Genomic DNA, 23,970 nt, shown 5'->3' with positions numbered 1-23,970 from the left:
TTCTGTGCATTAATGCCAAGCGAGGAAGCACTTGGTATTAATGCTTAAGCACGCAATATTCAGTTTATCATTTAATATTTGTGTGAAGTATCATTAGTTAAATCGCTCGATATTATATGGGCTAATATCTATATCGGTTTTTTGCCCACTCACTAATTGGCTGATTAATTTTCCTGTGATTGCCCCTTGGGTTAATCCTAAATGTTGATGTCCTAATGCGAAATATATATTTGAATGCTGTGGCGCTTGGCAAATAACAGGTAACGAATCAGGTAATGATGGACGACACCCCATCCACCGTTGTCTATCACTCTCATTATTACTTAGCGCCTGTTCGGGTAATTTTTTCAAAACAAACTCAGCGTTCTTTAGCAACATATCGGCACGTTTATTATTAGCTTTTGCAGCAAGACCTGCATATTCAACCGTACCGGATAATCTCAATATATTGTCCATTGGTGTAATAATAAATTTACGTTCTGCCGAAGCTACGGGACGTGATAATAATGCAGGTTCATCTTCTGATAACTGTACACTTAGACTATAACCACGCTCAGCTTCTATGGGTAAATGATAGCCTAAGCCTTTAAGCAATTTTTTTGAATAAGCACCTGTTGCTACAACACATCGATCAAAATATGCTGTCTCATTACTACCATTAGCCATGACACCATTGATTACAACCCCCGTAATACTCGCAGTAATATGCTCAATCGCTAATTGTTTATATTCCATCCCTAAGTTTTTCGCATAATCCGCCAATACTTGGCAAATCGCCAAAGGATCACCGGTATGTCCCACCTCAGTAAAATACAACGCATACCTAATCTTGCTATGTAAGTTTGGCTCAAGTGCTAATGCTTGCCTTTGGTCTAACAGGTCAACAGCTATACCCGCTTGTAGATAATGTTGATGTATAGCTAGCACTTCTTTATAGGGTGTGTGCTCAAAAACTAACAAAGAGCCATTACTTACTAACAAATGCTGTGCATTAGCTGCGGCTAACAAGGGTTTGTAATAGTCGATTGCATTTTTATTCAAGTTTTTCAAGGCAGTACTATTATGTGCTCGCTTCTTGGGTGCCATATTATTAAAAAACTTGATGAACCAAGGAATCGCCTTAATGAAATGTTTCGGTGATAGCGCAACGGGCCCTAAAGGATCGAGCAACATTTTTGGTAATTGTGTTAATAAGCTTGGCTCTGCCAAAGGAAAAACTTGCTCTGTGGCAAAATGTCCGGCATTCCCTTTAGAGCAACCTGCACCAACCGCTTCTCTATCAATTAAAGTAACTTTATAGCCTAGTAATTGCAACGCCAAGGCACAATTAACTCCAACAATACCTGCGCCAATGACGGCGATTTTTTGAGTGACCAACTCCTCTTCTGGGAAAAGGCCTAAGTTAGTGTTCATTTATTATTCCTATTAATCAAAACTTAGCTAGATATAAAACTATATTTTACATATTACTTGCAACGACAAAACAATTGTATACAATATACCTACTTTTAACTAGTGATACTTTAAAATTGTTATGACTCGTTTAGTTTCATTAACATTCACTATTTATTAACGAGAACATTATGGCTGTGGATTGGCAAGGTGTTTACCCTACGGTAACCACAAAATACGACGACTTATCAATTAACAGTAAAGCTATAAAAAAAATGATTGATACCATTATAACGTTTAGATACTGTGCCAACACTTGTGAAATGCATTACGTTATGTGAACAAGTTGCTAGCCGCGGTAGTGAGTTAACTCGCGCACCTCGTATGCCACTTACTGGTGATGAACGTGCCAATGTTGAACGTATTTTTAATGACGCCAACAATAACCGTATTGATTTAACTAAAGTAAACCTTGATTAATACCCGTACAGCTATTCGCCTGGCTAATGTATTGATTTGTTTACACTAACATCTAAATAATGAGTGGATAATAATATGATAAAAGGCACTTTCTTCTGCATAGATGCTCACACTTGTGGCAACCCTGTTCGGTTAGTAACTAGCGGTCACCCTGATTTAAAGGGTAAAACCATGAGTGAAAAACGACTGGATTTCATGCAAAACCATGACTGGATCCGCCAAGGTTTAATGTTTGAGCCACGTGGTCACGACATGATGTCTGGTGCTTTCTTGTACCCACCATGTAGTGACAATGCAGATGCTTCAATATTGTTTATAGAAACTTCTGGCTGTTTACCTATGTGTGGACACGGCACTATTGGCACCATTACCGCAGCAATTGAAAATGGCCTATTAACACCGAAGACTGAGCCCATTGATGGTAGAAATACACTCACTATTGATGTACCAAATGGACAATTGTCAGTAGAGTATCAACAAGAAGCGGCGAAAATAACCTCCGTTAAAATTTTTAATGTCGCGTCTTACTTAGCCCATCGCGATGTCATTTTAGACATCCCTAATCTTGGTACTTTGAAGGTTGATGTTTCTTATGGTGGCAATTTTTATGTCATTGTCGAGCCACAAGAAAATTTCCCTGGGATTGACCAATGGAATGCTAGTCAAATTATCCATTGGAGCGTAATCGTTCGCGATATTGCCGAAAAAACGCTTACTTGTGTACACCCTGAAGATCCTAGCGTTAATGGTATTTCTCATGTGCTCTGGACAGGCTGTCCAAAAACTGCCGGCTCTGATGCAGCTAATGCCGTATTTTATGGTGAGAAAGCCATTGACAGATCACCCTGTGGCACAGGAACTAGCGCACGAATGGCACAACTTTTCACTAAAGGGCAACTCAAACTAGGTGACACTTTTATTCATGAAAGTTTTATCGGTAGCCAATTCATTGGCAAAATCGAACAAGTCATTACACTCAATTCCGATAACGGCGATATACCTGCCATCATGCCAAGTATAGAAGGTCGGGCTCACGTATTCGGCAAAAACTGTATCACCATTGATGACGACGATCCCTACACTTTTGGTTTTGTAGTGAAATAATAAGTAGGGTAACGGCAGTCACCCCCATAAACAAATGAAAACAATTAGGATATTAGTATGACTATAACAGGTAAAAATTTAATCGCAGGTGAATGGACTGGTGAAACCGGGCGGCTTCACTGCCTTTGATGCTAACAGCCATCAAGCTTTAGCAACCACATTTGCTGATGCAACAGAAACAGAAGTTAACACCGCGATTAATCGTGCCAATGAGGCTTTTGCTTCCTATAGCCAACTTAGCCCTGAAAAGCGTGCGCACTTTTTACGTACTATAGGCGATAAAATTAACGCACTAGGTGATGAATTAATAACAACTGCTTGTACTGAAACAGGCTTACCCGCCATACGCATTCAAGGTGAGCGTGGCCGCACAGTTAGCCAACTAGGTTTATTCGCTAATCTATTAGAAAAAGGCGAATATGATACAGTGATCGAATTAGCTGATAATGATCGCCAACCATTACCAAAACCAGATACGCGTTTAGGGTATTTGCCACTAGGCGTGGTTGGAGTGTTCGCCGCCAGTAATTTTCCACTTGCGTTTTCAACTGCTTGGTGGCGACACTGCATCGGCCCTCGCTGCGGGCTGCCCTGTAGTGATGAAAGCTCATGCTGCCCACCCTGCTACTGCCGAATTAGTGGCACAAGCCATTTTAGCGGCTACTGAAATTTGCGATATAGACAAAGGGGTTTTCTCACTTATTCAAGGAAAAAACTATGCTATTGCCGCCCAAATAGTAACGCATCCGAAAGTTAAAGCCGTAGGCTTTACTGGCTCAGAGCGAGTTGGCATGATTTTACAACAGCAGATTAACCAACGTCCTGAGCCTATTCCATTTTATGGCGAATTAGGCAGTATTAATCCGCAATACATCATGCCTATGAAACTAGCCCAAGATACCCAAAGTATTGCCCGCGAACTAGTAGCTTCATTGGTAATGGGCCAAGGGCAATTTTGTACTAGCCCAGGTGTTTGGGTAGTTGTAGGTAAAGAAACTGACGAAAACTATCAAGGATTTATCAACGCAGCAGCACAAGCAATAAGTGAACAAGCCGCAGGAGTGATGCTAACACCACCATGTGTCAATCCTACACTAAAGCGGTTACAGCACGTAAAGCGATTACGGGTGTTGAATTACTAGCCAGTGGTTTATCCGGCCGTACGCAAGATTGTACAGCAACATTATTTACTACTGACTTTACGACTTATGAAAATACGCCAGAACTCCATGAAGAGCTATTTGGCTTTAGCGCCTTAATTGTTCGTTGTGATGACTTTGGCCAAATGATGATGCTCACTGAGATGTTGACTGGTAACTTAACTGCCAGTATCCATGCGGTTGATGCTGATTTATCTTTATCAGGACAGCTTGCGCAAACATTAGTACACAAAGTCGGTCGTTTAATCTACAACCAGATGCCTACTGGCGTAGAAGTATGTGCCTCAATGAACCATGGAGGACCATTTCCGGATCTACAAATATCAGAACTACTTCAGTCGGTAGTGAAGCAATAAAACGTTTTCAGCGACCGATCTGTTATCAAAATATGCCCCAAGCCCTATTACCTAAAGCGTTACAAAATTAAAAGTACTAACATAACCCTGATACTTTAGTACTGTAATTAACCCAAAAGGACTAAGATTTGATCTTAGTCCTTTTTTTCATCGCCAATTTCTTTATAATGAATTGTATAAAATAAGCAATTCCTTTTAATAGTGCTCAAAATTACACTATTATCACTATAAAAATGGCATAAAAATAATGGCAATTGAATACAAAACTCGCACGCAATTAGTGGTTGAAATTTTACGAGAAAAAATACTGAGTGGTGAAATTGTGGCCGGACAACCACTACGTCAAGCAGCATTAGCTGAAGAGTTGAATGTTAGTCGTATCCCCGTGCGTGAAGCGTTACTGCAGCTTGAAGCCGAAGGTTTGGTTTCTTTTGAACCTCATAAAGGTGCCAGTGCCACCGAATTAAACCTCGATCAAGTCGATGAATTATTTGAACTAAGAGCCATGATAGAAGGAGACTTGCTTACTGCCTCTTTAGTTAGTATTTCAGATGAAGCATTAACACAAGCAACTGAGATATTAGCTAAGCTTGATAGCGCCTTAGGTAAAGAAAATGCGGCTAACACGTGGAGTGAACTAAACTCCGACTTTCATAATTGCCTATACTCAGGGGCGAATCGCCCGCAAACATCTGATTTAGTTAATATTCTTAATAAGAATGCCGACCGTTATATTCGTATGCATTTGTTATGGGTCGGTGGTATTTCAAAAGCAGGCCCTGAGCATGCTGAACTATTAGCTTTATGTAAAGCACGAGATATAGATAAAGCCGTTGCAAAACTGAAACAACATATTCTTAGTTCTCGTGATGAAATTAAAGCATTTTTATTACAACGTGAAGCAAGTTAGGTCAGTTTCAAATTGTACTAAAACTAAACTCTTTACAGCTGATTTTACAGCTCTCTATAAAGCATATATAGATGAGCTGCACTCCGGCTAAAGTTTGTAGCTCCTTGCTCTGCCCCTGTTTCAGGATTATAATTTTCTCTTATGGCTTTATCTTTCTTTAATCCTTGCGCATTTGTTATTACTTTATTCAATAAATGCTTAGCCTCTTGCTCAAAGCCATACTTTTTTAAGGCTATCAAACCAAAATATACTTGGTCTAACCAAACTCTACCACGCCAATAAATATTGGCATCGTATGCAGGGTTAGATAATGCAGCTGTGCCTAAAGGAATATACGTATTGAATTCATCTTTAGAAAGCATTGTATCTGCTACTTTTTTAGCGTATTTATCGGTCGCAATGCCGCCCACAATGGGCTCCAACCTTCAGGCCCACGACCACGCATAGTAAGTAACTCCCCCTGACATAAATCAGTATTTTCTTCTGCTTTATCTGGGATCTTTCTGTCATAATAAAATCCAGAATTCTGATCGAAAAAACAACGATTGATGTACTTTGATAATACTTGGCTTGCTTGTTCAAATTTTTCTGCTTGGCTATTATAACTTAATAATTTTGCCATTTTTGCCAACAACTGCTTTTCCAAGGCCAAATAACTATTTAATTCAACCGATTCTTGATCGATGGAGTAGCCCAACAATTTATTATTGGCATCAACATTTTTAAAGAACCTTACTTGCCAGTCTTTCCTAGCAAGCTCAAGGTCACCTTGCTTTCGTTTATCTGCATATTTTTGCAATTGCTGTTGATTAATAAAGCCAAACCTAGCCGCATTATCCATACCTGATTCCCAACCTGTCGCATGTTGAACACCTATATCTAGCTTTGTGTAGTTGCCAAACTCCAATATGGTTTGATAGGTGTTCATGCCAACACAGTGAAAGTTATTTTCTTGGCCTTTGCTACATTGTGACATTAAGCCTTTCTTAAGCGGTTTTTTTTCAAATTGCACACTAAAGGTTAGCTGTTCTTGCTTGTTGTTATGAGCTGAATGTTTCGTGGCTCCGTATTCAACCAAACCATTTTTATTATGATCACGGTTTCTATACCACCATTGATGGTAAGCAACTAATTTGGGATACATTTCTTTTATAAAATTAACGTCACCGCTTTCTTTATAAACTTGCCATACCGCCCAACTCGCTAGTGGCGGTTTTGTGTTTCTTTCATTCCAATTACCCCCATCACCTGATCTAGCCTTATCTTTGTTATAGAAAATTGCATCGATCACCATACCTTCATCTTGTGGCCTAACACTATCTCCGGACGTTATTTGATAATCAAACATGGCACGAATGTTATCCTTTGCTAGATCATTATTTATACTTGCTAATGCATAAGCATGCTTCCGCTATCCCATGCCCAAGCGCCATTAAACCATCTGGCAGTGACCGATGGAGATACAATATCATGTTTTATTTCACCGGCAGCACTTCGCCAGTTCCCCATTAAGGTTTCAATAGATTTGACAGCTAGACGCTGTCGAGATTTATCAATATTGGCTAGGGCCTGTGTTAAATAAGATGACCATCTAGCCTGGCCTTGTTTAATTAGGTTGTTACCATTAACCAACGCCATTACAATTTTCGTTTGCTCCTTCAAAGCTTCTTGCTGATTATGAAAAAAACTTTGGGTGCTATATATTTCATAATTATGATTTGCTTGTACTGTGATATTAGCCAAACTTTCATAAGCAGTGCGATTAATATTTAATCTTGTTTTTGTGGGCACTGAACGCTGAATTTTATACTGTGCTTGCTCATCCAACATTAAATTCCAAGTGTCACGAACTTTTGGAAAGTGAAATACAATGGCGTCTGAATCTATCTCAGTGTGTACTTCCCAGTTAGAAAACACCTGTTTTATAGTTTTCTGGCCCTGCCATTGTTTGAGTAGTTCACCTTGCCAAGTTAATTTTAACTTTTTATCAATTGTGGCTTTATTAAAAATGTTTGTTTTAATTAATGCTGTACGGTTACTAATAAAAATTAACGTTAGATCAATTGTTAAATCATCAAAAGCATAGCGCTGTATTAATGAACCCATTTTTGAGAAGCGTTCATTTTTTGCTTCAGAAAATAAATATTTTCGTTTGCTAATTACATCCTCAATGCTTACTTGATCCAGTTTTTTAGCAATAAATAAGCTGTATTCTTGGGCAATTACCATAGGGCCAGTAAAGCTAGCATAATCTTCTGGTTGCTCAGGCAATAAAAAACCATGCCAAGCACCTAAATCAAATAAAGGGTTAAACTTTTGATTATGATAATTGTCGTACTCTTTAAACTGCTTGGGCGTACCTGTACGGTCAATAATATTGATAAAGTTGTCAGCACTTAACATGTTCTCAGCGACAGCTTTTGACCATGACTTAGCTGAATTGAAACAAATAACAGAAATAAGCCATAAAAAAATAACGAGAGTATTTAACTTTTTCATAGTAATGGTGCTCTATAGCAAAATTTTAATTATTGTAATAGTGATAACCAGTAGCTAGTAATGCACCTCAATAAAACGTATATTGTATACTTATTAATTGTAATATAAAAACAAGGAATAATCTTGATAAAACTTACAGACCTCAAAACTACCTTTTTTATTATCACTTTACTTACCCTTAATGCATGTGGCCAAAAACAAATGTCAGTTCAAAAAAATATCAATCAAGAAAGCACTATAATAAATATTAATGGTATCGCTGAAGCGTATGTCAAACTTACTCTTAACGTAGGTCAGCACCATAGTTCCTATATTGATGCTTATTATGGGCCGAAAGAATGGCAACCTACTGAAATGCCTATTGAGTTAAGTAAACTAAAGCAAAACACCGAACAACTTCTTAGTAAGCTTAAACAAGTTCAAGTACCAAAAGCTCAAGAACAACGAAAAGAATTTCTGAAAATTCAACTACAATCAGTTGGCGTATTTATCCGGAACTATTGAACGAACCACTAAGTTTTAAGCAAGAATCATTGGGTTTATATGATGCTATTTCACCTGAAATTAATATTGCCCAATTGGATTTAGTACTTAATAAACTTGAGCAATTATTGCCGGGTGATCTGTCGCTCAATCAAAAATATAATGAATTTCAAAGCCAATTCATTATAGATACATCTAAATTAGATCTGGTATTTAAAGCAGCAATAAATGAGGCACGTCAGCGCACAAAACAACATATCGCATTACCTGAACAAGAAAACTTTGCCATTGAATATGTCAACAACAAAGTATGGAGCGGCTATAATTGGTATAAAGGCAATAGTTACAGTTTAATTCAACTTAATACTGATTTTCCTATTTACATAGACCGAGCAATTGATCTTGCCAGTCATGAAGGTTATCCCGGACATCATGTATTTAATTCACAAATAGAGCAACATTTAGTGAATGACAATGGGCGGATTGAATACAGTGTGTACCCACTCTTTTCACCCATGTCTTTACTAGCAGAAGGTAGTGCTAATTATGGTATTCAAGTCGTTTTCAATGCTGAAGATAGATTGAAATTTGAACAAGACGTGTTATTTCCATTGGCCGGTTTAGACGCGAATAAAGCTCAAAAATATTATCAAGTCCAAGCGCTAAAAGAAGAGCTTTCATATATCGACAACTACGTCGCAGCCCAATATCTTGATGGTATTATTGATAAGCCCAGAGCGATTGAATTATTGATGAAATATTCTTTAGTCAATGCAAAAAAAGCGGAACAAAGAATCGGCTTTATAGAGGCTAATCGAGCATACGTGATTAACTATAACTTAGGACAAGATCTAGTACATAAGTATGTTGATAAACTAACAGGAACTGGTGATGACAACATTCGTTGGAATGTCTTTGCTGAGCTTTTGGCAGCCCCTAAAACAGCTTCAATGATGCAATAGGCTGAAATCAGAGTAATCAACATATTACTTATTCCTTTCTAAATCGTGATAAACATCTGCTCAAGTTCCCTTAATTAATTAAGGGAACTAAACTATCTGTGTTGCATAAAACTTTACTTTTAAAAAAATATAAATCGATAAAGATAGAAAAACATTTATTTAGTTTTTTTATGTATATATATATTCATAAAAAGAATAAACGATTCAAAACATTTCCCATAAAAAGCCGATTATCATCAAATTAAATTTTAATTAATCACAGTAAGTTGACTTATCTACAGAATAGAGCCAATGATGTCTTGACGCTTTTACCTGATACCTGCAACTGATTATTTTTAACCAATATGTACAAAATTACCCTTTTTTTCCTAAAACAGTAACTAGTGTAAATCCATCCAAAAAACAAAAAATCTCACTTTACTCATTAAAAAAATACTATATTGTATACAATATATGTTATATAACTACACACGATTATTGCATTTGCTTGTTTTTAGGTTAAGGGAATGACTTTTTACAATGAGCGACAACTAAAACAACATGAACAAGGGTAAAAACATGTCAAACATAATTAAAAGTGGCTTCAAGCCACGTAAATCGTTAGCAGCTATTGCTGTTGGTACTGCACTTATGCTGTCAATGCCTACGGCAATGGCGGCAGATGCCTTTAACGGTTCGGTTAAAGGGGTTATCACTAATACTTCGGCGCAAGCAACAAGTGGCGCTACTATTACTTTAAAGCACAAAGGTAAAAATATTACCCGCACTATCCAAACTGCAGTAGATGGCTCTTATTCATTACGGAAACTTCCCGTTGGTGAATACCGCATGACGATTACAAAAGAAGGTTTCGATACCATTGAAGAACGCGACCTAACGGTTACCGTTGGGGGCGCAATCGTTTATAACGGCGTGTTATTAGCCGTAGGAAATACCAGTGCCGATATTGAACGAATTTCGGTTACTGGCTCTAGAATCAGCCAAATTGATTTAGAGTCTTCAACTGGTGGTATTGTTTTAACGGCTGACCAATTGGAAAAAATGCCTGTTGATTCAGGCTTTGAAGCAATGGCTCTTCTGGCTCCGGGAACAACAAGTAACTCTGAATTTGATGGCGCTAGTGTGGGTGGTAGTTCGTCGGCAGAGAATGGCTATTACCTGAATGGGATAAACATTACTTCAATCAAGACAGGTATTGGCTCAATCTCAATGCCTTGGGAAGCTATTTCACAAACTGAAATAAAGTCAGGCGGTATTGATCCGTCATTTGGTGGTGCCTTAGGTGGTATTGTCAACGCTGTTTCAAAATCTGGTTCAAATGAATTTGAGTTTGGTGGTTACTTGCGTGTAGACCCGGAGGCAACTCGTGAGCATCACGATAACTTACTAAATGCTGATGGCACACTTAATAAAAACACCGCTCAAGATGAGTCGACATTTACTCGTTATAATATTTGGGCAAGTGGCGCTTTAATTGAAGATAGTGTGTTTTTCTATGCTTTATATGAACCGCAAAAAAATGACTACTCTGCAGCTAAAATAAATACATTAGATGAAGGTGAAACAACGTCAGATCGTTATTTTGGTAAATTAGATTGGTACATTAATGACGAACATTCTATCGAATTAACTACTATAGGGTTTACTAAGAAAGGCAAGGGTACCACTTTCTTAAATGATGGCGCTACCCAAGAAGTTGGTGCAGCAACGGGGTCATATGCAACGAGCACAGGTGGTGATGTATATGGTTTGAAATACTCAGGTATTTTAAATGATGCAATGACAATTGAGTTTGTTGCCGGTCGTACAACAGATAATACATATAACGCAGTAGAAAATACTGACCCTTTGGTTGTTTCTTATTTAACAGGCTCAAAACAATATATATCGGCAGAGACTGATGATGTTGTCACTGAAAGTGAATTTATCCGTGATCAACTCCGTTTAGATTTTAACTGGGTATTAGACGCTCATGATATCAAAATCGGCGTAGATTACACTAAGATTTCGGTTGACTACCAATCTAAACAAAATGGTGTTCCTGGCCGCGAAGGTTGGTGGACTGCTACTTACGCTGCAGGAGGTGGCAGAGATGGTTTACCAGAAGGCACTGCTTATGTTGATCAGCGTATTCGTACTGATTTTTCAGATTCAGATGTAGAGTCTACCGCATTTTATATTCAAGATGTTTGGACTCTAACAGATCAGTTAGTATTAAATTTAGGCGTACGTTACTCTGATGTCGCTAATACCGTTTCTGATGGTAGGAAATACATTGATATAAAAGGCCAAATTGCTCCACGAGTACAAGCAATCTACGATTTTTCCGGCGATGGAACAACTAAATTATTCGCTACCTACGGCCGCTACTTTCAGCCGGTTTCTGCCAACATGAATATTGTGCAAGGTGGTGATCGTAGTGATGTACACGATTATTATTTAGTAGGAGACACCGATCCAACAACGGGTGAAGTTATTTTACTAAACGATGGTTCGCCATCAACTGGTGAACACGTTGGTCAATATACTGTACCGGCTTCTTCTGAGCCTGATCTTATCGCTTCTTCTAATCTAGAAGCTATGTATTCAGATGAAATTACCCTTGGTTTTGAACAAGAGTTCATGGACGGTGATATGAAGCTTGGTATGCGAGCTATCTACCGTAATTTGGGTCGTTCAATTGAAGATACCGATTACAATTCACCCATATCAAAATATTTCGCTGCCAATGGTATTGAAGCTAGCACAATTCCTAGTTATGTATTAGCTAACCCCGGCGAAGATCTTGAAATGACATACGATATGAATGGTGATGGTACAAAAACCTCTATACTTATTCCTTCATCTGAACTCGGTTTACCTGAAGCTAAACGTCAATACGGTGCGTTAGAGACAACATTGTCAGGTGTAGGCGGTGATAGCTTCTTCTATAATGCCTCTTATACATGGTCACACAGTTGGGGGAATACTGAAGGTTTAGTAAGAACGGATAATGGTCAAGATGATCCAGGTTGGACTACTTCATATGATTATCTTGGCTTAATGGATCATGCCAATGGAAATCTACCCAATGACCGTCGTCATGCTTTCAAGCTTAACGGCTACTATGAAATTTCAGACTCATTTACCTTTGGCTTTAACGCCAGAGTTGTTTCAGGTATGCCGATCAATATGTTCAGTGTGCATCCTGAAGGTAAAGACAGTTGTGTTGCCGGTTCATTATGGGAAGATTGTATTAGTAAATACTATGATCAAGCATCTTTCTATGATGAAGAAGGCAACCCGACTCCGCGCGGCAGCGCCGGTGAAACAGACTGGACTACAGAGATTGACTTAAGTCTTTCATATAATGTTGAAGTTGGTGGTGGTGATCTGTTACTAAAAGCAACCGCATTTAATGTACTTAATGCTGACACCCAAATTGCTGTTGAGCAAATACGTTCACAATATGGTGATAGTGGCTTAGAACGAAACCCAAATTGGGGTATGACGACGGATCGATTAGCCGCGCGTTACTTTAGCTTAGAAGCAAGCTATCGTTTCTAATCACAGCGAATAAATCATTATTTTCTAGCCAAAGCCGCTCAATTGAGCGGCTTTTTTATGCTAAATATTTACTACAGATATGAGCACTTGAAAATTAAAGGTATACTGTATACAATCACATTTACAGTTAATTAAATTACATGCCTATGTAGATGACTCAGGCGCTACTGATAATTATTAAAATATCCTATGTAGGTTGGACTTTAGTCCGACAAGGGGCAATAAATTACCCCCTACAATGGATACATCATTTTGTCCTGAGCAAAATACATAGGCACGTTAAATTATAAAAATAATACTGCAGAGAACTTATGAAAAACACCACTATAACCCCTTTCCCCGCAGCATTTTATGTTGCCAACACCATGGAAATATTCGAACGCTTAGCGTGGTACGGCATGTATACCTTGCTTGCCAGTTATATTATGACACCCGGCAGCCAAGGTGGGTTAGGGCTTGGTAATACTGAACGCGGCTTGATTATGGGCGTGGTGCCTTTTTTCTTATATTTATTCCCGGTTATTTCAGGTGCGTTAGCAGACCGAGTTGGTTATCGAAAAATGTTTCTGCTTTCATTCGTTTTAATGGCACCCAGTTATTACTTTTTAGGTTACGCAACAAACTTAGGCAGTTTTATTAGTATCTTCATGTTGATTGCTTTAGGTGTTGGTATATTCAAACCTGTGGTTATCGCCACTATCAGTCGCAGTACCGATAACACTAACCGAGGTTTAGGTTTTGGTGTTTTCTATATGATGGTTAATATTGGTGGCTTTTTAGGGCCCGTTTTAGCACCAATCATTCAAAAAAATTATGGTCGGCAGTGGGTATTTACCTTCGCTGCCATCTGGATTTCTGTTAATTTTATTCCTGCTTTATTCTTTTACAAAGAGCCTGAACGCCATGTAAAAACAGGTGGCCTAAAGCAAGTATTTAAAGAGATGCAAGAAGTGCTTTGGGTAATTCACGGCTAGCCTTATTAGTGGTGCCATTATTGGTATTATTAGTGTCGTTTTATCTTTGGTATTGTTCAGAGTGGAGAATTGACTAGCATGATTGCTGCAGCTTTAATTATCTCAGCGATTGTTTGGGATATATGGGCTGTTAAAACAGTTAAACAGAGTAAGACAAATGAACGTGCAAATAGCAGCCCTACGCCTTGGTACAAACAAACCATGCAAGTTGGCAATAAAGCGTTCATGGTTTATTTGCTGATTATTACTGGTTTCTGGGTGGTATATTTACAAATTTTTATTACCTTACCTGTATTCATTCGCGACTTTGTTGACACCTCCGATTTAGTTCGATTATTACACAGCGTTAGCCCTTGGTTGCACGACACGTTAACCGCTATCAATATTGATACTTTGGCGAATGAAATAGCACGATTAAGTAAAGAGCTAACCAACCTAGACTTAGCTAACTTAGATTTACATCACAGTGCTGCAAGCATTAAAGAAATTTCAACCACACTCGCTTCACTTGACATTCGTGTGCCAAATGATGAACTCATTAATGCCTTTAGTTTATTAGCGCAATCAGGCGATCAACTACCACAAGCCAGTAGCGACTTTGCCAATCAATGGGCAAGCCACTATCGCCAAATGAATCCGGCGACTATTTTAAGTATCGACTTTTTAATGATTATCTTGTTTCAAGTGCTCATCAGTCGCTTTATTCAACGATTCAAAGCATTACCGACGTTAATTGCCGGTACAGGAATTTTATCCATCGCGATGTTGGTCGGAGGTTTAGCTAACGGGATTATATTTGGAGGGTTAATGATAGCGACCTCTGTGATTATATTTGCTGTGGGCGAAATGACCGCTTCGCCAAAAAGCCAAGAATACGTTGCTTCATTCGCTCCACCAGACAAAGCGGCAATGTTCATGGGCTATTATTTTGTTTCAATGGCGCTAGGCAATTTATTTGGTGGCTTATTATCAGGTTGGTTATATCAATCATTCGCTATTGATTTAGCCAATCCCATGATGATGTGGACCGTTATTGCACTGCTAGGTTTTGCAACCTGTACCGCTTTGGTTATTTTCAATCGCACATTGGTGAGTGATATTGAACAGCAACAAGCGTTTCAATTAGAACAAGCAACAAACACAAATGAGTAAATAATATGAGTCAACAGACAGCCTTGCTTGATACATTAGATCAATGGCAACCTAATGCGGGTAATGATGAATTTTTAACAATTAACACTTTGGAATGTCACACCGGTGGCGAGCCATTGCGTATTATTACTAGCGGTTTCCCTGAATTGAAGGGTGATACCATTTTGGCCATGAGACGAGATTGCCAAGAAAACCATGATGAGTTGCGCCGCGCGCTGATATTTGAACCGCGCGGACATGCTGATATGTATGGCGCAATCATTACTAAACCTGAACGCACAGACAGTCACTTTGGTGCTATTTTTATTCATAACGAAGGCTACAGCACCATGTGTGGTCATGCTGTTATTGCTTTAGCCAAATGCGCAGTAGAGTCTGGCGCGGTAAAGCAAACGGGTAAAGTTACTTCAGTGGCTATTGACGTACCTTGTGGTCAAATTCGCGCTAAAGCGCTTGCTCAAAACTTTCCAAATAACAAGTCGATTACTCTAGTAAGTTTCGAATCTGTACCTGCTTTTGTTTTTGCTCAAGCACAAAGTGTAGAGGTTGTTGGACTTGGTACGGTCAATTTTGATATTGCCTTTGGTGGTGCTTTTTATGCTTATGTAAACGCAGCAGACTTAGGGTTGACGTTAACACCAGAGCATCAAAGTAAGATCATTGATTACGGTAAAAGATTTAAAGCCGCAGTTATAAAACAGATTACTGTTAAGCACCCTTTTGAAGACGATTTGAGCTTTTTATATGGCGTGATATTCGTGCAAGAAAGCGTACAAGAAAATGAAAACAGTCCGTCAACAACAGAAGTACACAGCCGTAATGTATGCATTTTTGCTGATGGTGAATTAGATCGCAGCCCAACAGGTAGTGGTGTTAGCGGTCGAATTGCCTTGCATGTGGCTAAAGCAGAAGTGCCTTTACAACAAAGTATCGTTATAGAAAGTATTTTAGGGAGTCAGTTTTCGGTAGAAGCCATTGAAAGCATCTACTATGGCAACAATGAGCAACGTTATAATGCCGTGATCGCCCAAGTAACGGGTAATGCCTTTATTTGCGGAAAAGCGCAATGGCTTATTAACAAAAATGATCCGCTTAAAAACGGTTTTCTTTTAAGGTAAATAATAATTAAGGTAAAGAGTAATTCAAATGAAAATTAACCAATTCCGCCGGCAAGTATTAACACAACCGCACAGTGCAGTACTTATTTTTAGTGACATTAACATTCGCTACCTGTCTAACTTTTCTGGGCATGCTGCGACGGTATTAATTACCGAAAAAACTAATTATTTAATTACCGATTATCGTTATTTTGAGCAAGCGAAAGAACAAGCCGGACATGAACAAAAACGCTTTACTGTTATTTGTCGTGATCGCGCTAATCAAACACTGGCTGAGCTGATTGTTGAACTGTTGAATCAAGAAAGTTGCCAAACGCTCTTTTTTGAAAGTGAGCATATTAATGTTGCCAACTGGCAAACAATGTCGGCGCAAATAGAACAACAAACACAAGTTAAGCAAACCACTGCTTTAGTCGGCACCGTTGAAAAGCTGCGCATGATCAAAACTGCCGATGAAATAGCCAGTATTAAGCAAGCCGCAGCCATTGGCGATCAAGCCTTAGCTAATATTCTACCGCTAGTAAAAGCAGGTATTACTGAGCGTGAACTGGCTATTGAGTTAGATTATCAAATGGCAACATTAGGCTCAGAAGAGTTGTCTTTCGCCACTATTTTAGGTTTTGGTGAACGTAGCGCCCTGCCCCACGGCATCCCATCAAACCGCAAACTCAAACAGGGTGATTTAATCTTAATTGACTTTGGCGCAGTGGTGAACGGTTATCGCTCAGACATGACCCGTACCTTTGTTTTTGGTAAAGCTGATGCTAAACAAAAGCAAATTTATCAATTAGTGCAAGATGCACAACAAGCGGCTATTGATAAGCTCACTGAAGGTGTTAGTGGGCAAACCTTATATGAACAGTCTGCGAATATTTTACTTAACAGTGATTACAAAGGCCATGCGGGCGAAGGTTTAGGCCATGGAGTTGGTTTGCAATTACATGAACAGCCGTTCCTTGGCCCTGACTGCAAAACCACTATAGAACAAGGTTGTGTTATCACTATAGAGCCCGGCATTTATATTCCGGGTTGGGGCGGTATTCGTATCGAAGATGACGTAGTCTTAACTGAAAACGGCCTTGAAATAATCACCCAAGCACCAAAAGCCTTACAAGAACTTTAGCTTCACATTTTGAAAGAGACTCACATGAAAATCATTAATAACGAACAAGTACAAAGTAGCTTAACATTTACTGAATTAATCCCCTTACTCAAACAGAGTTTTAGTAAACCGTTTCACATGCCACAGCGACAAGTACATTTACTTGCCCCTGAAGATCACAGTAAGCATGATGCTTTTGCGTTACTACCTTCATGGAATGACGAAGTTATTGGCAATAAAATGTTTACCTATTTTCCTGACAACAGTTCTAAACACGACTTGCCCGGTTTATTCTCTAAAATCATGTTGTTTCGCCGTGAAACAGGCGAGCCTTTGGCCCTAGTTGATGGAACCAGTGTTACCTACTGGCGCACCGCTGCTATTTCTGCATTAGCGAGTCAGTTGTTGTCACGAGAAGACTCTCAACATTTAATGCTGTTTGGAACGGGTAATTTAGCCGCCTATTTATTACATGCGCATATTAGTGTTCGTCCACTAAAAAAAGTCACTATCTGGGGCAGAAGTGCAGAAAAAGTGCAAAAGCTAATTAATGAATTTAGCCCTTTATATCCACAAATAAGCTTTTACACTAGCCTAGACGTAGCACAAGCAATTCCACATGTTGATATTATCTGTTGTGCCACCGGCTCAAAAACACCATTATTTGATGGTGAATTAGTGAGTAACGGCTGCCATATCGATTGTTTAGGAAATCATATGGCTGATGCTAGAGAATGTGACAGTGCTATTATCACCAAAGCGCGTGTGTATGTTGATAGCCTAGCCAACACCTTAAATGAAGCAGGTGAGCTATTGATTCCAATTTCCGAAGGAATTTTTAATGCTGAAGCTATTGTTGGCGAATTGGCTGATATGTGTAAACAGCCTGAAATTTTAAGACAATCTGCGGATGAAATAACCTTGTTTAAATCAGTAGGTACTGCGGTGAGTGACTTGGTGGCTGCTTATTTGGTGTATCAGAAAATATGTACTAGAAAGTAACTTGACTTGGTCAAAAATGCTGTTATTACTTGTTACCTACAAGTAGGCACTTGTATAATTTGAAGCCTGAACAATTATTATATAGGTGTCACGAGTGAGGGGTTTACTTTTATTACTAGTATTTATTTTATCTAGTTATTCATTTTATGTTATTGCAGACAAGCCAAAAGCACGAGATATAAGTCATTTAATCCCTAAAAAAGAGTTTATGATTTACAAAGATGTTGCTGACTTTATTGATAAATCCCCCAAAGTTACTATTACTGTGTCACCTTCCAAGGATGACGTTAATGAATACGGGCAACAAGTAGTAAAAACATTGACGGGCTCTGACTGTGATAGAGATGGTGAAATGGATGACAACACGACCTGTAATGCAGTTTTTTATAAACTTTGGTTAAAATATTCACTATAAATTAAAGGACGGAAACGGGAAGACTCCCTTTCCGTTTCCGTCCTTTAATTTATAGTCGTTTTACATTGCTGTTTTACTTGCTTTAAACATTACAAAGCTACGTGATAAGAAAACACCACTAAAGGCACCGTAAAGGATATTTATTGTTGCCATAAACATAAATTCATTAACGATAGCTAACTCTCTAGCAACAGCATAACCAACAATATATTTAGTAAAGAAAATTGCCATCATAAAAATAAGTGGCGCCCAACTACCGGGAATAGTTAATCTTTTATTTTGCGCTGAAAAGCTCACTAATTTTGGATAGGCTAATTTAATCCCCCAAATTAATGCAACAATTAAACCTGTTATCCAAAAGCCCATTGCTGATATTGTAATACCAAAAACTGACAACACTCCAAATAAAGAAAAAACGACCATTGATATAGGTAAAATAAAAACGCTATTAACTTTAACAATACGCTCTTTGCTTTGAATAAAACCTAAAACTAACAAAGTGAAAAAAATTGCAAAAACCCATGTGGGTGTATGACTTATTAACTCTGACACTGGTCGGATCCTTTTGGAAAAACACCGTATTAAACGGCAAATAATACTTGTTAAACCGAGTTTTGGTTAAGTATTCGGTTGTTATATTCTGGGTCAAATGCAGTAATTTTCAATGAACGTTGCAGTATACTGGCTATGCCTTCAATATCGTTATTGTCAATAATTACAATAGTTGCGTCCACTAGCATAACCTGCAACCTTCGATTGCTATTTTCTTTAAGCCAATCCATGAATATTAAAACAAGGTTATCAATCAAACTTTCATTATTATCACTACTAATAATTTTAATAGTTTCATCCATGGCAACCACAAACTTACGGGTAACAGGCACCTTGGTAAATTCTATATTTTGCTTTTCTAACCTTGAAATAAGCGTATTTTCTGGATCAAAAAGGGTTAATTCAAATAACGTATTTTCATTCATTGATGTAGCTCAACAACAAAATAACTCCGCACCAATATAACTTAAAACATATCACCTTACCTAGCAGAAAAACAAAATGAAATAAAATTAATATTTTTGCTTCACAATCTCTTCTTTATTAATCAACGCATTAGCATGCCAGTATTGCCAATGCATATGGCGAGGGGTTTCTATTAGCGATGTTGGCTGCAAATAATCTTTATAAGTATAACGATAGAACTGTCTTGGTTTATACGGATCTTTTTCTTCACTTACATCGACAAAGTTGGCATTGTGCTCGCTTAACCAAGCTGTAAATTCATCTTGGTATTGCTGACCACTTTTATCCAATAACTTTTTATAGCCATCAAAGAAATCTGTTTTCAAAAAGTGTGCTAATTGTCGGTATTCATCGATGTGCTTTTCATACATAAAACGTACCGCTAAATACCCCCATTGATATACCTGCTCTGTACCATCACGGTATTTAGTATCAAACACTTGCTGCAGGGTTAACCATTTATCTTGCTCGGTTTCATTCACTAATTTAAATGCTTTGGGATTTTCATCGCCTTGCGAGATATATTCAGCTAATCCTTCCGACCACCATACTAAGTTACTTGGAAAATGATTAAACGTATCGTATTTAAGAAAACGCCCATCAAGATAATGCACATATTCATGGTTTAAATTCCACACTTGAAATTTAGGGCGTACCCAGAAATGTTCATAAGAATAAAACGTAGCAAGGTTATCTGGATCCTGCGTTTTGCCCTCAATGTACATTCCACCATTATTCGTATGAATATCAAACGTTAATTGACCATACTTGTTATATTCGGCAGCATTATTGAACACCACCACTCGTAACTTATCATTAAAATCATTAGCAACAGGCACACGTTTCGTCGCTAGTTTTTCATGAAAAACGTCCTCTTGTGAAATCAAATTTTTACAAGTATCTTCTAATTGCGCTGTCGTCATTTTTTGTGTGCGAATAAATAAACTATCAGAGCAAACATGCTTTATTGGAGTTGCCTCTTCAATTGTCGGTTCAATGCAACGACCTTTTAAACTTCCCTCTTTACATTCTGATTTTCCACGATAAGTACTCACCACATAAGGGACGCTAAAAAGAGTTTTGAGTGCTTTATTTTGTAGGTCAGAATCTTCAGTCTTTTCAGCCCCCTTATTAGGCATTGAGTCCGCGAGAGCTTGCCAAGTGGCGTTATCAAGATCTATCATTTGTTTTTGCACAGGCAAGGTGATTTCTTCATCATCTAATTGTTTTTGCTCAGCTTCACTCTTTTCATAATACGCATTAAAATATTGCTTATTATAAACATTGTAATACTGTGCTAACGCCCACATAGCATGCTGTTTTGGCCAATTATCCCCTTTTATTTCGGCATTTTTACTACCAATAAAAGCTAATAACGCTTGAGACAATGATGTATTCTCTGCAAAAATATCAAGGTGTTCAGGTTTGTTTTTTCGTGATGCTTCATAAGGTAAAATCGCACTTGCTCGAAGAACTTCCCATAGCGCATAGTGAATCGCGTTATCATCATTACCACCACTTTCTTGTACTAATTCGCTCGTAGCATATAAATTAATTAGTTTTGTTAACGGCTCAAAATGATCAGCGGTTGAGAGCTGTAATGGTTCGAGAAAGTATAGCCGATATAAAGCAACCGCATAGTTTTCATGTAAGCGCGCGGTGATAGGGGTTATTTGATAAAAACCTGGCATATTTTGCAAGGCTAATAATGCCTTATTTAGTGTTGGTGCGGTTTGAGCTGACCAGTTTTTATCGGGACCGAAACTTGAGAATATGCGTAAATAAAAGCTGAGTTTGTCTAATTCTTCATTTGCTAAACTGTTACTAGTTAGGCTGTTTTTTTTAGCGAGTACCGAAATGGCCTGACTCACCTTTAGCAACAAATCATTTTGATGATGATCAAAACCTTGACTCCACATGATATTGAGATCTGTCGTCAGAATAGATTGGATAGCCGCAGACTGTAACACTGATGGATTAGCCACAGCAGAATGTTCTGCTGATACATCATTGCTAACAGTGAACGAATGACTACAAGCACTCAACATAAAACTAGTGCTTAACGCCAATAAAAAGGTATTTTTGTTTTTCATACGATGAATAAAATAATTGAATTTCATCAATCGTATACAATATACTTTTTATTTTCAAGCAAATTACTTAATCAAATTACTTGAGTTCATTGATCTCAAATCAAGTAAAAAATCTACTGTATTCTCTACATCTAATTTACACTTGATTTAGGCATGCTTCATCACCGGCTAAAAACGCTGAATCTGCTAAGGGAGGGGTATGGCAACGCATCACATTATCTAACTTGGCAAGCTGCTGAAAATTTTCAGTTAAATAAACAATCACACTACAATGTAATCCTTGGGATTCGTGTCGATAAATAGCAAGTAAATTTTCTGTTTTATTGTTCATGTCATACACATTTGATAAATGTATTTGAATGGTCGAAAGCGCTATGCTAGCAAGCATTGCATCACCTAGATTAAGTTTGAACCAATGTTCCATAAATCCCCTACTAACGCCATAACTGATTTATTGAAAGATACCTTACCTGCACTGATTTGCATCAGAAAACATAAGACTTATACATTGCTTTGAATCATAGCCTTTATCGTACTTGCTTTCACAAAATGATCTAATTTATGTGTTTGGATCCACCAAGTAGCCATTTCCATCAATAAGGCCGGGTTATCGTTTTTATTCTTGAAAAAGGCATAAAAAGAAACACCGACATTGTCGCCTTTACTCTCAATTTTTTTATCGCAAATTTCAATAATTTTCGCTCTAAATACACTATTCATCATTAATTTCCCTATTCATTAATTGATTAACCGCGGCTATTTTTAATAGGAATTCGTACTTGGCTAACATACGAATATATGTTAACTGCTTTTTATGTCGCCGTCTTGATGCTTTGTGTTGTTGATAGAGATATAGCCGCAAATAAAAAACAAAGCAAACGCTATCAATATTCCCCATGACATTTGTTTTTGCGTGAGAAAATCAAAGTAAAACAAACTATTTTCTATCAAGCCAACACACAAACCAAAAGCGTATAAGGTCAAATTGCCTGCTTTACCATTTGCTTTAAATACTTTAGCTAACCAATATCCAATCACAGGAATAAATGACCAAATAAGTACAACAATTGTCGAAAAAATGATGGCTGAAAATGGAATACTTGATTCTAATAATTTAGTCATTAATGCATAGAGTTGAACCGATAAATAACCTAGATATAAATACAAAATCAGACCCTTTTAATTATCTTGAGAGTTCAATGCTATCTTTTGTTTACAGCGAATAACTATCGCTATTTTTTCATCTTCAGTTTTGTTTATCCAATCAGAAATTTCCTGAGATGATCTATAGCACCCCATACAATTATCATTATCATCTAAGTCACATTGACCTATACACGGGGTGATAATATTTCTATTATTGCCAATAAACATACTTTCTATACCTTACCGTTTATTTTAAACGAGAGTTTACACCAATTTTCTAAATAAACGGGGATATCAGTAGTGCTAACTTAATAGGTTATTGCGTTAAGTCTACCGCTAACTGTTTATACTAAGTTGTTCTTTACCATATTACGATGAACTTTCTGAGCAATACGAGCTAAATCATTCAACTCACCCAAGGTGGGTATTTCACCATTATCAAGTTGGCATTGATAATGATCTAGTTCACTTCCCATGTATTCCAACATTTTTTTTGCACACCCAACACATTTACCTGCACATATTTCATGTTCAGGTTTTTCAAAAGGTAAAGCGGTTCGAATTTGCTCAATAAGCATTTTCATTGCCGTTGATGTATTGGGTTTTCTCATTTGTAAACGTTACAGTGGTAAAATTCAAGGGATATAAGTTACTGGTTAGCTTCTAATTCTATCGGATTTTCATCTCTATCATAAATCACATAACGACCTACGTTATTACCTGTTTGTACATCGTTTGCCATTTTATTCAAGAAAGGTTCTGCATCATCTGCGCTAGGCGTCATACCATTTTCACCACTTAAACTGGCGATAAAAACAAAATTCCAATTTTTTTCTATTGAATCAGCTTCGGCTTTTAATGCGGCAAATGTTGATAATTCTTCTGGCAGTTTATCAACACACATAACCGGCTCAATTGTACCTTGTTGATGTTTTTTGCTTTTTTTGGGGTTTTTAGATTCAGCATTTGCGAATAAAAACATCAAACGCTGCGGTTGCTCTTGTTCGTGTGTTAGGGCAAGTAATTCTTTAAAGGTTTTCATAATAAATGTGTGTCAAA

General features: G+C 37.8%; 26 protein-coding genes and 1 pseudogene. 15 read left to right on the top strand and 12 right to left on the bottom strand.

The features are described 5' to 3' along the window. Positions 1–93: 93 nt before the first annotated feature. On the bottom strand, positions 94–1,413 hold the full coding sequence (locus L3081_RS05540; protein WP_242284053.1) for an NAD(P)/FAD-dependent oxidoreductase: 1,320 nt from the start codon (positions 1,411–1,413) through the stop codon (positions 94–96). A gap of 285 nt (positions 1,414–1,698) precedes the next feature. Here L3081_RS05540 and L3081_RS05535 point away from each other — a divergent pair, with 285 nt between their 5' ends. From L3081_RS05535 to L3081_RS05510, 6 genes are all read left to right on the top strand, one after another. Continuing rightward, complete coding sequence (locus L3081_RS05535; protein WP_242284051.1) at positions 1,699–1,872, top strand: hypothetical protein; 174 nt, start codon at positions 1,699–1,701, stop codon at positions 1,870–1,872. Between the two features lie 75 nt (positions 1,873–1,947). Next, positions 1,948–2,976: a 4-hydroxyproline epimerase gene (locus tag L3081_RS05530; RefSeq protein ID WP_242284049.1), complete on the top strand. Its 1,029-nt coding sequence runs from the start codon at positions 1,948–1,950 to the stop codon at positions 2,974–2,976. A 100-nt stretch (positions 2,977–3,076) separates the two neighbouring features. Then, positions 3,077–3,643 (top strand): aldehyde dehydrogenase family protein, encoded by a 567-nt coding sequence (locus L3081_RS05525; RefSeq protein WP_242284048.1) that lies wholly within the window; start codon positions 3,077–3,079, stop codon positions 3,641–3,643. After that, entirely contained in the window at positions 3,576–4,118 is a 543-nt protein-coding gene (locus L3081_RS05520; protein WP_242285570.1) for an aldehyde dehydrogenase family protein, read from the top strand. The genes L3081_RS05525 and L3081_RS05520 overlap by 68 nt, the downstream gene beginning before the upstream one ends. After that, positions 4,055–4,492, top strand: a complete 438-nt coding sequence (locus L3081_RS05515; RefSeq protein WP_242284046.1) for an aldehyde dehydrogenase family protein — start codon at positions 4,055–4,057, stop codon at positions 4,490–4,492. The genes L3081_RS05520 and L3081_RS05515 overlap by 64 nt, the downstream gene beginning before the upstream one ends. 247 nt (positions 4,493–4,739) lie before the next feature. Then, the gene (locus L3081_RS05510; protein WP_242284044.1) at positions 4,740–5,402 is read left to right on the top strand and encodes a GntR family transcriptional regulator; all 663 of its coding nucleotides are present in this window, start codon (positions 4,740–4,742) and stop codon (positions 5,400–5,402) included. A 44-nt stretch (positions 5,403–5,446) separates the two neighbouring features. Here the strand turns inward: L3081_RS05510 and L3081_RS05500 are convergent. Both L3081_RS05500 and L3081_RS05495 read right to left on the bottom strand, forming a co-directional pair. Beyond that, a pseudogene (locus tag L3081_RS05500) lies at positions 5,447–6,750 on the bottom strand (MGH1-like glycoside hydrolase domain-containing protein). A 41-nt stretch (positions 6,751–6,791) separates the two neighbouring features. Further along, on the bottom strand, positions 6,792–7,901 hold the full coding sequence (locus L3081_RS05495; protein WP_242284039.1) for a trehalase domain-containing protein: 1,110 nt from the start codon (positions 7,899–7,901) through the stop codon (positions 6,792–6,794). 123 nt (positions 7,902–8,024) lie between these two features. On the opposite strand from L3081_RS05495, the gene L3081_RS05490 reads away from it, so the two are divergent. The 9 genes from L3081_RS05490 to L3081_RS05450 all read left to right on the top strand — a co-directional run bounded on the left by L3081_RS05490 (position 8,025) and on the right by L3081_RS05450 (position 18,655). Beyond that, entirely contained in the window at positions 8,025–8,405 is a 381-nt protein-coding gene (locus L3081_RS05490) for a hypothetical protein (RefSeq protein WP_242284037.1), read from the top strand. Then, positions 8,402–9,346 carry a hypothetical protein gene (locus L3081_RS05485; RefSeq protein WP_242284035.1) on the top strand — a complete coding sequence of 315 codons (945 nt, stop codon included), beginning with the start codon at positions 8,402–8,404 and terminating at the stop codon, positions 9,344–9,346. The genes L3081_RS05490 and L3081_RS05485 overlap by 4 nt, the downstream gene beginning before the upstream one ends. A gap of 558 nt (positions 9,347–9,904) precedes the next feature. Further along, positions 9,905–12,892 (top strand): TonB-dependent receptor, encoded by a 2,988-nt coding sequence (locus tag L3081_RS05480; RefSeq protein WP_242284033.1) that lies wholly within the window; start codon positions 9,905–9,907, stop codon positions 12,890–12,892. 311 nt (positions 12,893–13,203) lie between these two features. Next, positions 13,204–13,866, top strand: coding sequence for an MFS transporter (locus tag L3081_RS05475; protein WP_242284031.1), 663 nt, complete (start codon positions 13,204–13,206; stop codon positions 13,864–13,866). 78 nt (positions 13,867–13,944) lie between these two features. Next, positions 13,945–15,018, top strand: a complete 1,074-nt coding sequence (locus L3081_RS05470; protein WP_242284029.1) for an MFS transporter — start codon at positions 13,945–13,947, stop codon at positions 15,016–15,018. 5 nt (positions 15,019–15,023) lie between these two features. Beyond that, positions 15,024–16,136, top strand: coding sequence for a proline racemase family protein (locus L3081_RS05465; RefSeq protein WP_242284027.1), 1,113 nt, complete (start codon positions 15,024–15,026; stop codon positions 16,134–16,136). 28 nt (positions 16,137–16,164) lie between these two features. Then, positions 16,165–17,259, top strand: coding sequence for a M24 family metallopeptidase (locus L3081_RS05460; RefSeq protein WP_242284025.1), 1,095 nt, complete (start codon positions 16,165–16,167; stop codon positions 17,257–17,259). Between the two features lie 24 nt (positions 17,260–17,283). Next, positions 17,284–18,240: a bifunctional Delta(1)-pyrroline-2-carboxylate/Delta(1)-piperideine-2-carboxylate reductase gene (gene lhpI, locus L3081_RS05455; RefSeq protein ID WP_242284024.1), complete on the top strand. Its 957-nt coding sequence runs from the start codon at positions 17,284–17,286 to the stop codon at positions 18,238–18,240. A 94-nt stretch (positions 18,241–18,334) separates the two neighbouring features. Beyond that, the gene (locus L3081_RS05450) at positions 18,335–18,655 is read left to right on the top strand and encodes a hypothetical protein (RefSeq protein WP_242284022.1); all 321 of its coding nucleotides are present in this window, start codon (positions 18,335–18,337) and stop codon (positions 18,653–18,655) included. Between the two features lie 60 nt (positions 18,656–18,715). On the opposite strand, the gene L3081_RS05445 is transcribed toward L3081_RS05450, so the two are convergent. The 9 genes from L3081_RS05445 to L3081_RS05410 form a co-directional block, all read right to left on the bottom strand. Next, positions 18,716–19,207, bottom strand: a complete 492-nt coding sequence (locus tag L3081_RS05445; RefSeq protein WP_242284021.1) for a DUF6622 family protein — start codon at positions 19,205–19,207, stop codon at positions 18,716–18,718. A gap of 50 nt (positions 19,208–19,257) precedes the next feature. Then, positions 19,258–19,632: a hypothetical protein gene (locus L3081_RS05440; RefSeq protein WP_242284019.1), complete on the bottom strand. Its 375-nt coding sequence runs from the start codon at positions 19,630–19,632 to the stop codon at positions 19,258–19,260. 87 nt (positions 19,633–19,719) lie between these two features. Then, positions 19,720–21,792, bottom strand: coding sequence for a collagenase (locus tag L3081_RS05435; protein WP_242284018.1), 2,073 nt, complete (start codon positions 21,790–21,792; stop codon positions 19,720–19,722). Positions 21,793–21,901: 109 nt separating this feature from the next. Next, on the bottom strand, positions 21,902–22,189 hold the full coding sequence (locus tag L3081_RS05430; RefSeq protein ID WP_242284017.1) for a hypothetical protein: 288 nt from the start codon (positions 22,187–22,189) through the stop codon (positions 21,902–21,904). 77 nt (positions 22,190–22,266) lie between these two features. Next, on the bottom strand, positions 22,267–22,485 hold the full coding sequence (locus L3081_RS05425; protein ID WP_242285567.1) for a DUF6500 family protein: 219 nt from the start codon (positions 22,483–22,485) through the stop codon (positions 22,267–22,269). A gap of 81 nt (positions 22,486–22,566) precedes the next feature. Next, positions 22,567–22,932, bottom strand: coding sequence for a hypothetical protein (locus L3081_RS05420; RefSeq protein WP_242284016.1), 366 nt, complete (start codon positions 22,930–22,932; stop codon positions 22,567–22,569). A 12-nt stretch (positions 22,933–22,944) separates the two neighbouring features. After that, positions 22,945–23,139, bottom strand: coding sequence for a DUF1289 domain-containing protein (locus L3081_RS28925; RefSeq protein ID WP_420839697.1), 195 nt, complete (start codon positions 23,137–23,139; stop codon positions 22,945–22,947). A gap of 116 nt (positions 23,140–23,255) precedes the next feature. After that, the gene (locus L3081_RS05415; protein ID WP_242284014.1) at positions 23,256–23,522 is read right to left on the bottom strand and encodes a hypothetical protein; all 267 of its coding nucleotides are present in this window, start codon (positions 23,520–23,522) and stop codon (positions 23,256–23,258) included. A gap of 38 nt (positions 23,523–23,560) precedes the next feature. After that, positions 23,561–23,953, bottom strand: a complete 393-nt coding sequence (locus L3081_RS05410) for a ribonucleotide reductase subunit alpha (RefSeq protein ID WP_242284013.1) — start codon at positions 23,951–23,953, stop codon at positions 23,561–23,563. Between the last annotated feature and the right edge of the window lie 17 nt (positions 23,954–23,970).

It is taken from the genome of Colwellia maritima, from assembly GCF_022669015.1.
Taxonomy (GTDB): Bacteria; Pseudomonadota; Gammaproteobacteria; order Enterobacterales; family Alteromonadaceae; genus Colwellia; species Colwellia maritima.
This window is presented reverse-complemented; position numbering and strand designations above follow the sequence as displayed.

Excerpts from the sequence above, each read along its gene's own strand:
- L3081_RS05415 (WP_242284014.1), bottom strand. The coding sequence starts at position 23,522 with ATGAGAAAACCCAATACATCAACGGCAATGAAAATGCTTATTGAGCAA.
- L3081_RS05480 (WP_242284033.1), top strand. The coding sequence starts at position 9,905 with ATGTCAAACATAATTAAAAGTGGCTTCAAGCCACGTAAATCGTTAGCA.
- L3081_RS05430 (WP_242284017.1), bottom strand. The coding sequence starts at position 22,189 with ATGGAACATTGGTTCAAACTTAATCTAGGTGATGCAATGCTTGCTAGC.
- L3081_RS05510 (WP_242284044.1), top strand. The coding sequence starts at position 4,740 with ATGGCAATTGAATACAAAACTCGCACGCAATTAGTGGTTGAAATTTTA.
- L3081_RS05475 (WP_242284031.1), top strand. The coding sequence starts at position 13,204 with ATGAAAAACACCACTATAACCCCTTTCCCCGCAGCATTTTATGTTGCC.
- L3081_RS28925 (WP_420839697.1), bottom strand. The coding sequence starts at position 23,139 with ATGTTTATTGGCAATAATAGAAATATTATCACCCCGTGTATAGGTCAA.
- L3081_RS05495 (WP_242284039.1), bottom strand. The coding sequence starts at position 7,901 with ATGAAAAAGTTAAATACTCTCGTTATTTTTTTATGGCTTATTTCTGTT.
- L3081_RS05460 (WP_242284025.1), top strand. The coding sequence starts at position 16,165 with ATGAAAATTAACCAATTCCGCCGGCAAGTATTAACACAACCGCACAGT.
- L3081_RS05465 (WP_242284027.1), top strand. The coding sequence starts at position 15,024 with ATGAGTCAACAGACAGCCTTGCTTGATACATTAGATCAATGGCAACCT.
- L3081_RS05440 (WP_242284019.1), bottom strand. The coding sequence starts at position 19,632 with ATGAATGAAAATACGTTATTTGAATTAACCCTTTTTGATCCAGAAAAT.
- L3081_RS05435 (WP_242284018.1), bottom strand. The coding sequence starts at position 21,792 with ATGAAATTCAATTATTTTATTCATCGTATGAAAAACAAAAATACCTTT.
- L3081_RS05410 (WP_242284013.1), bottom strand. The coding sequence starts at position 23,953 with ATGAAAACCTTTAAAGAATTACTTGCCCTAACACACGAACAAGAGCAA.
- L3081_RS05515 (WP_242284046.1), top strand. The coding sequence starts at position 4,055 with ATGTGTCAATCCTACACTAAAGCGGTTACAGCACGTAAAGCGATTACG.
- L3081_RS05520 (WP_242285570.1), top strand. The coding sequence starts at position 3,576 with ATGAAAGCTCATGCTGCCCACCCTGCTACTGCCGAATTAGTGGCACAA.
- L3081_RS05470 (WP_242284029.1), top strand. The coding sequence starts at position 13,945 with ATGATTGCTGCAGCTTTAATTATCTCAGCGATTGTTTGGGATATATGG.
- L3081_RS05425 (WP_242285567.1), bottom strand. The coding sequence starts at position 22,485 with ATGAATAGTGTATTTAGAGCGAAAATTATTGAAATTTGCGATAAAAAA.
- lhpI (WP_242284024.1), top strand. The coding sequence starts at position 17,284 with ATGAAAATCATTAATAACGAACAAGTACAAAGTAGCTTAACATTTACT.
- L3081_RS05540 (WP_242284053.1), bottom strand. The coding sequence starts at position 1,413 with ATGAACACTAACTTAGGCCTTTTCCCAGAAGAGGAGTTGGTCACTCAA.
- L3081_RS05530 (WP_242284049.1), top strand. The coding sequence starts at position 1,948 with ATGATAAAAGGCACTTTCTTCTGCATAGATGCTCACACTTGTGGCAAC.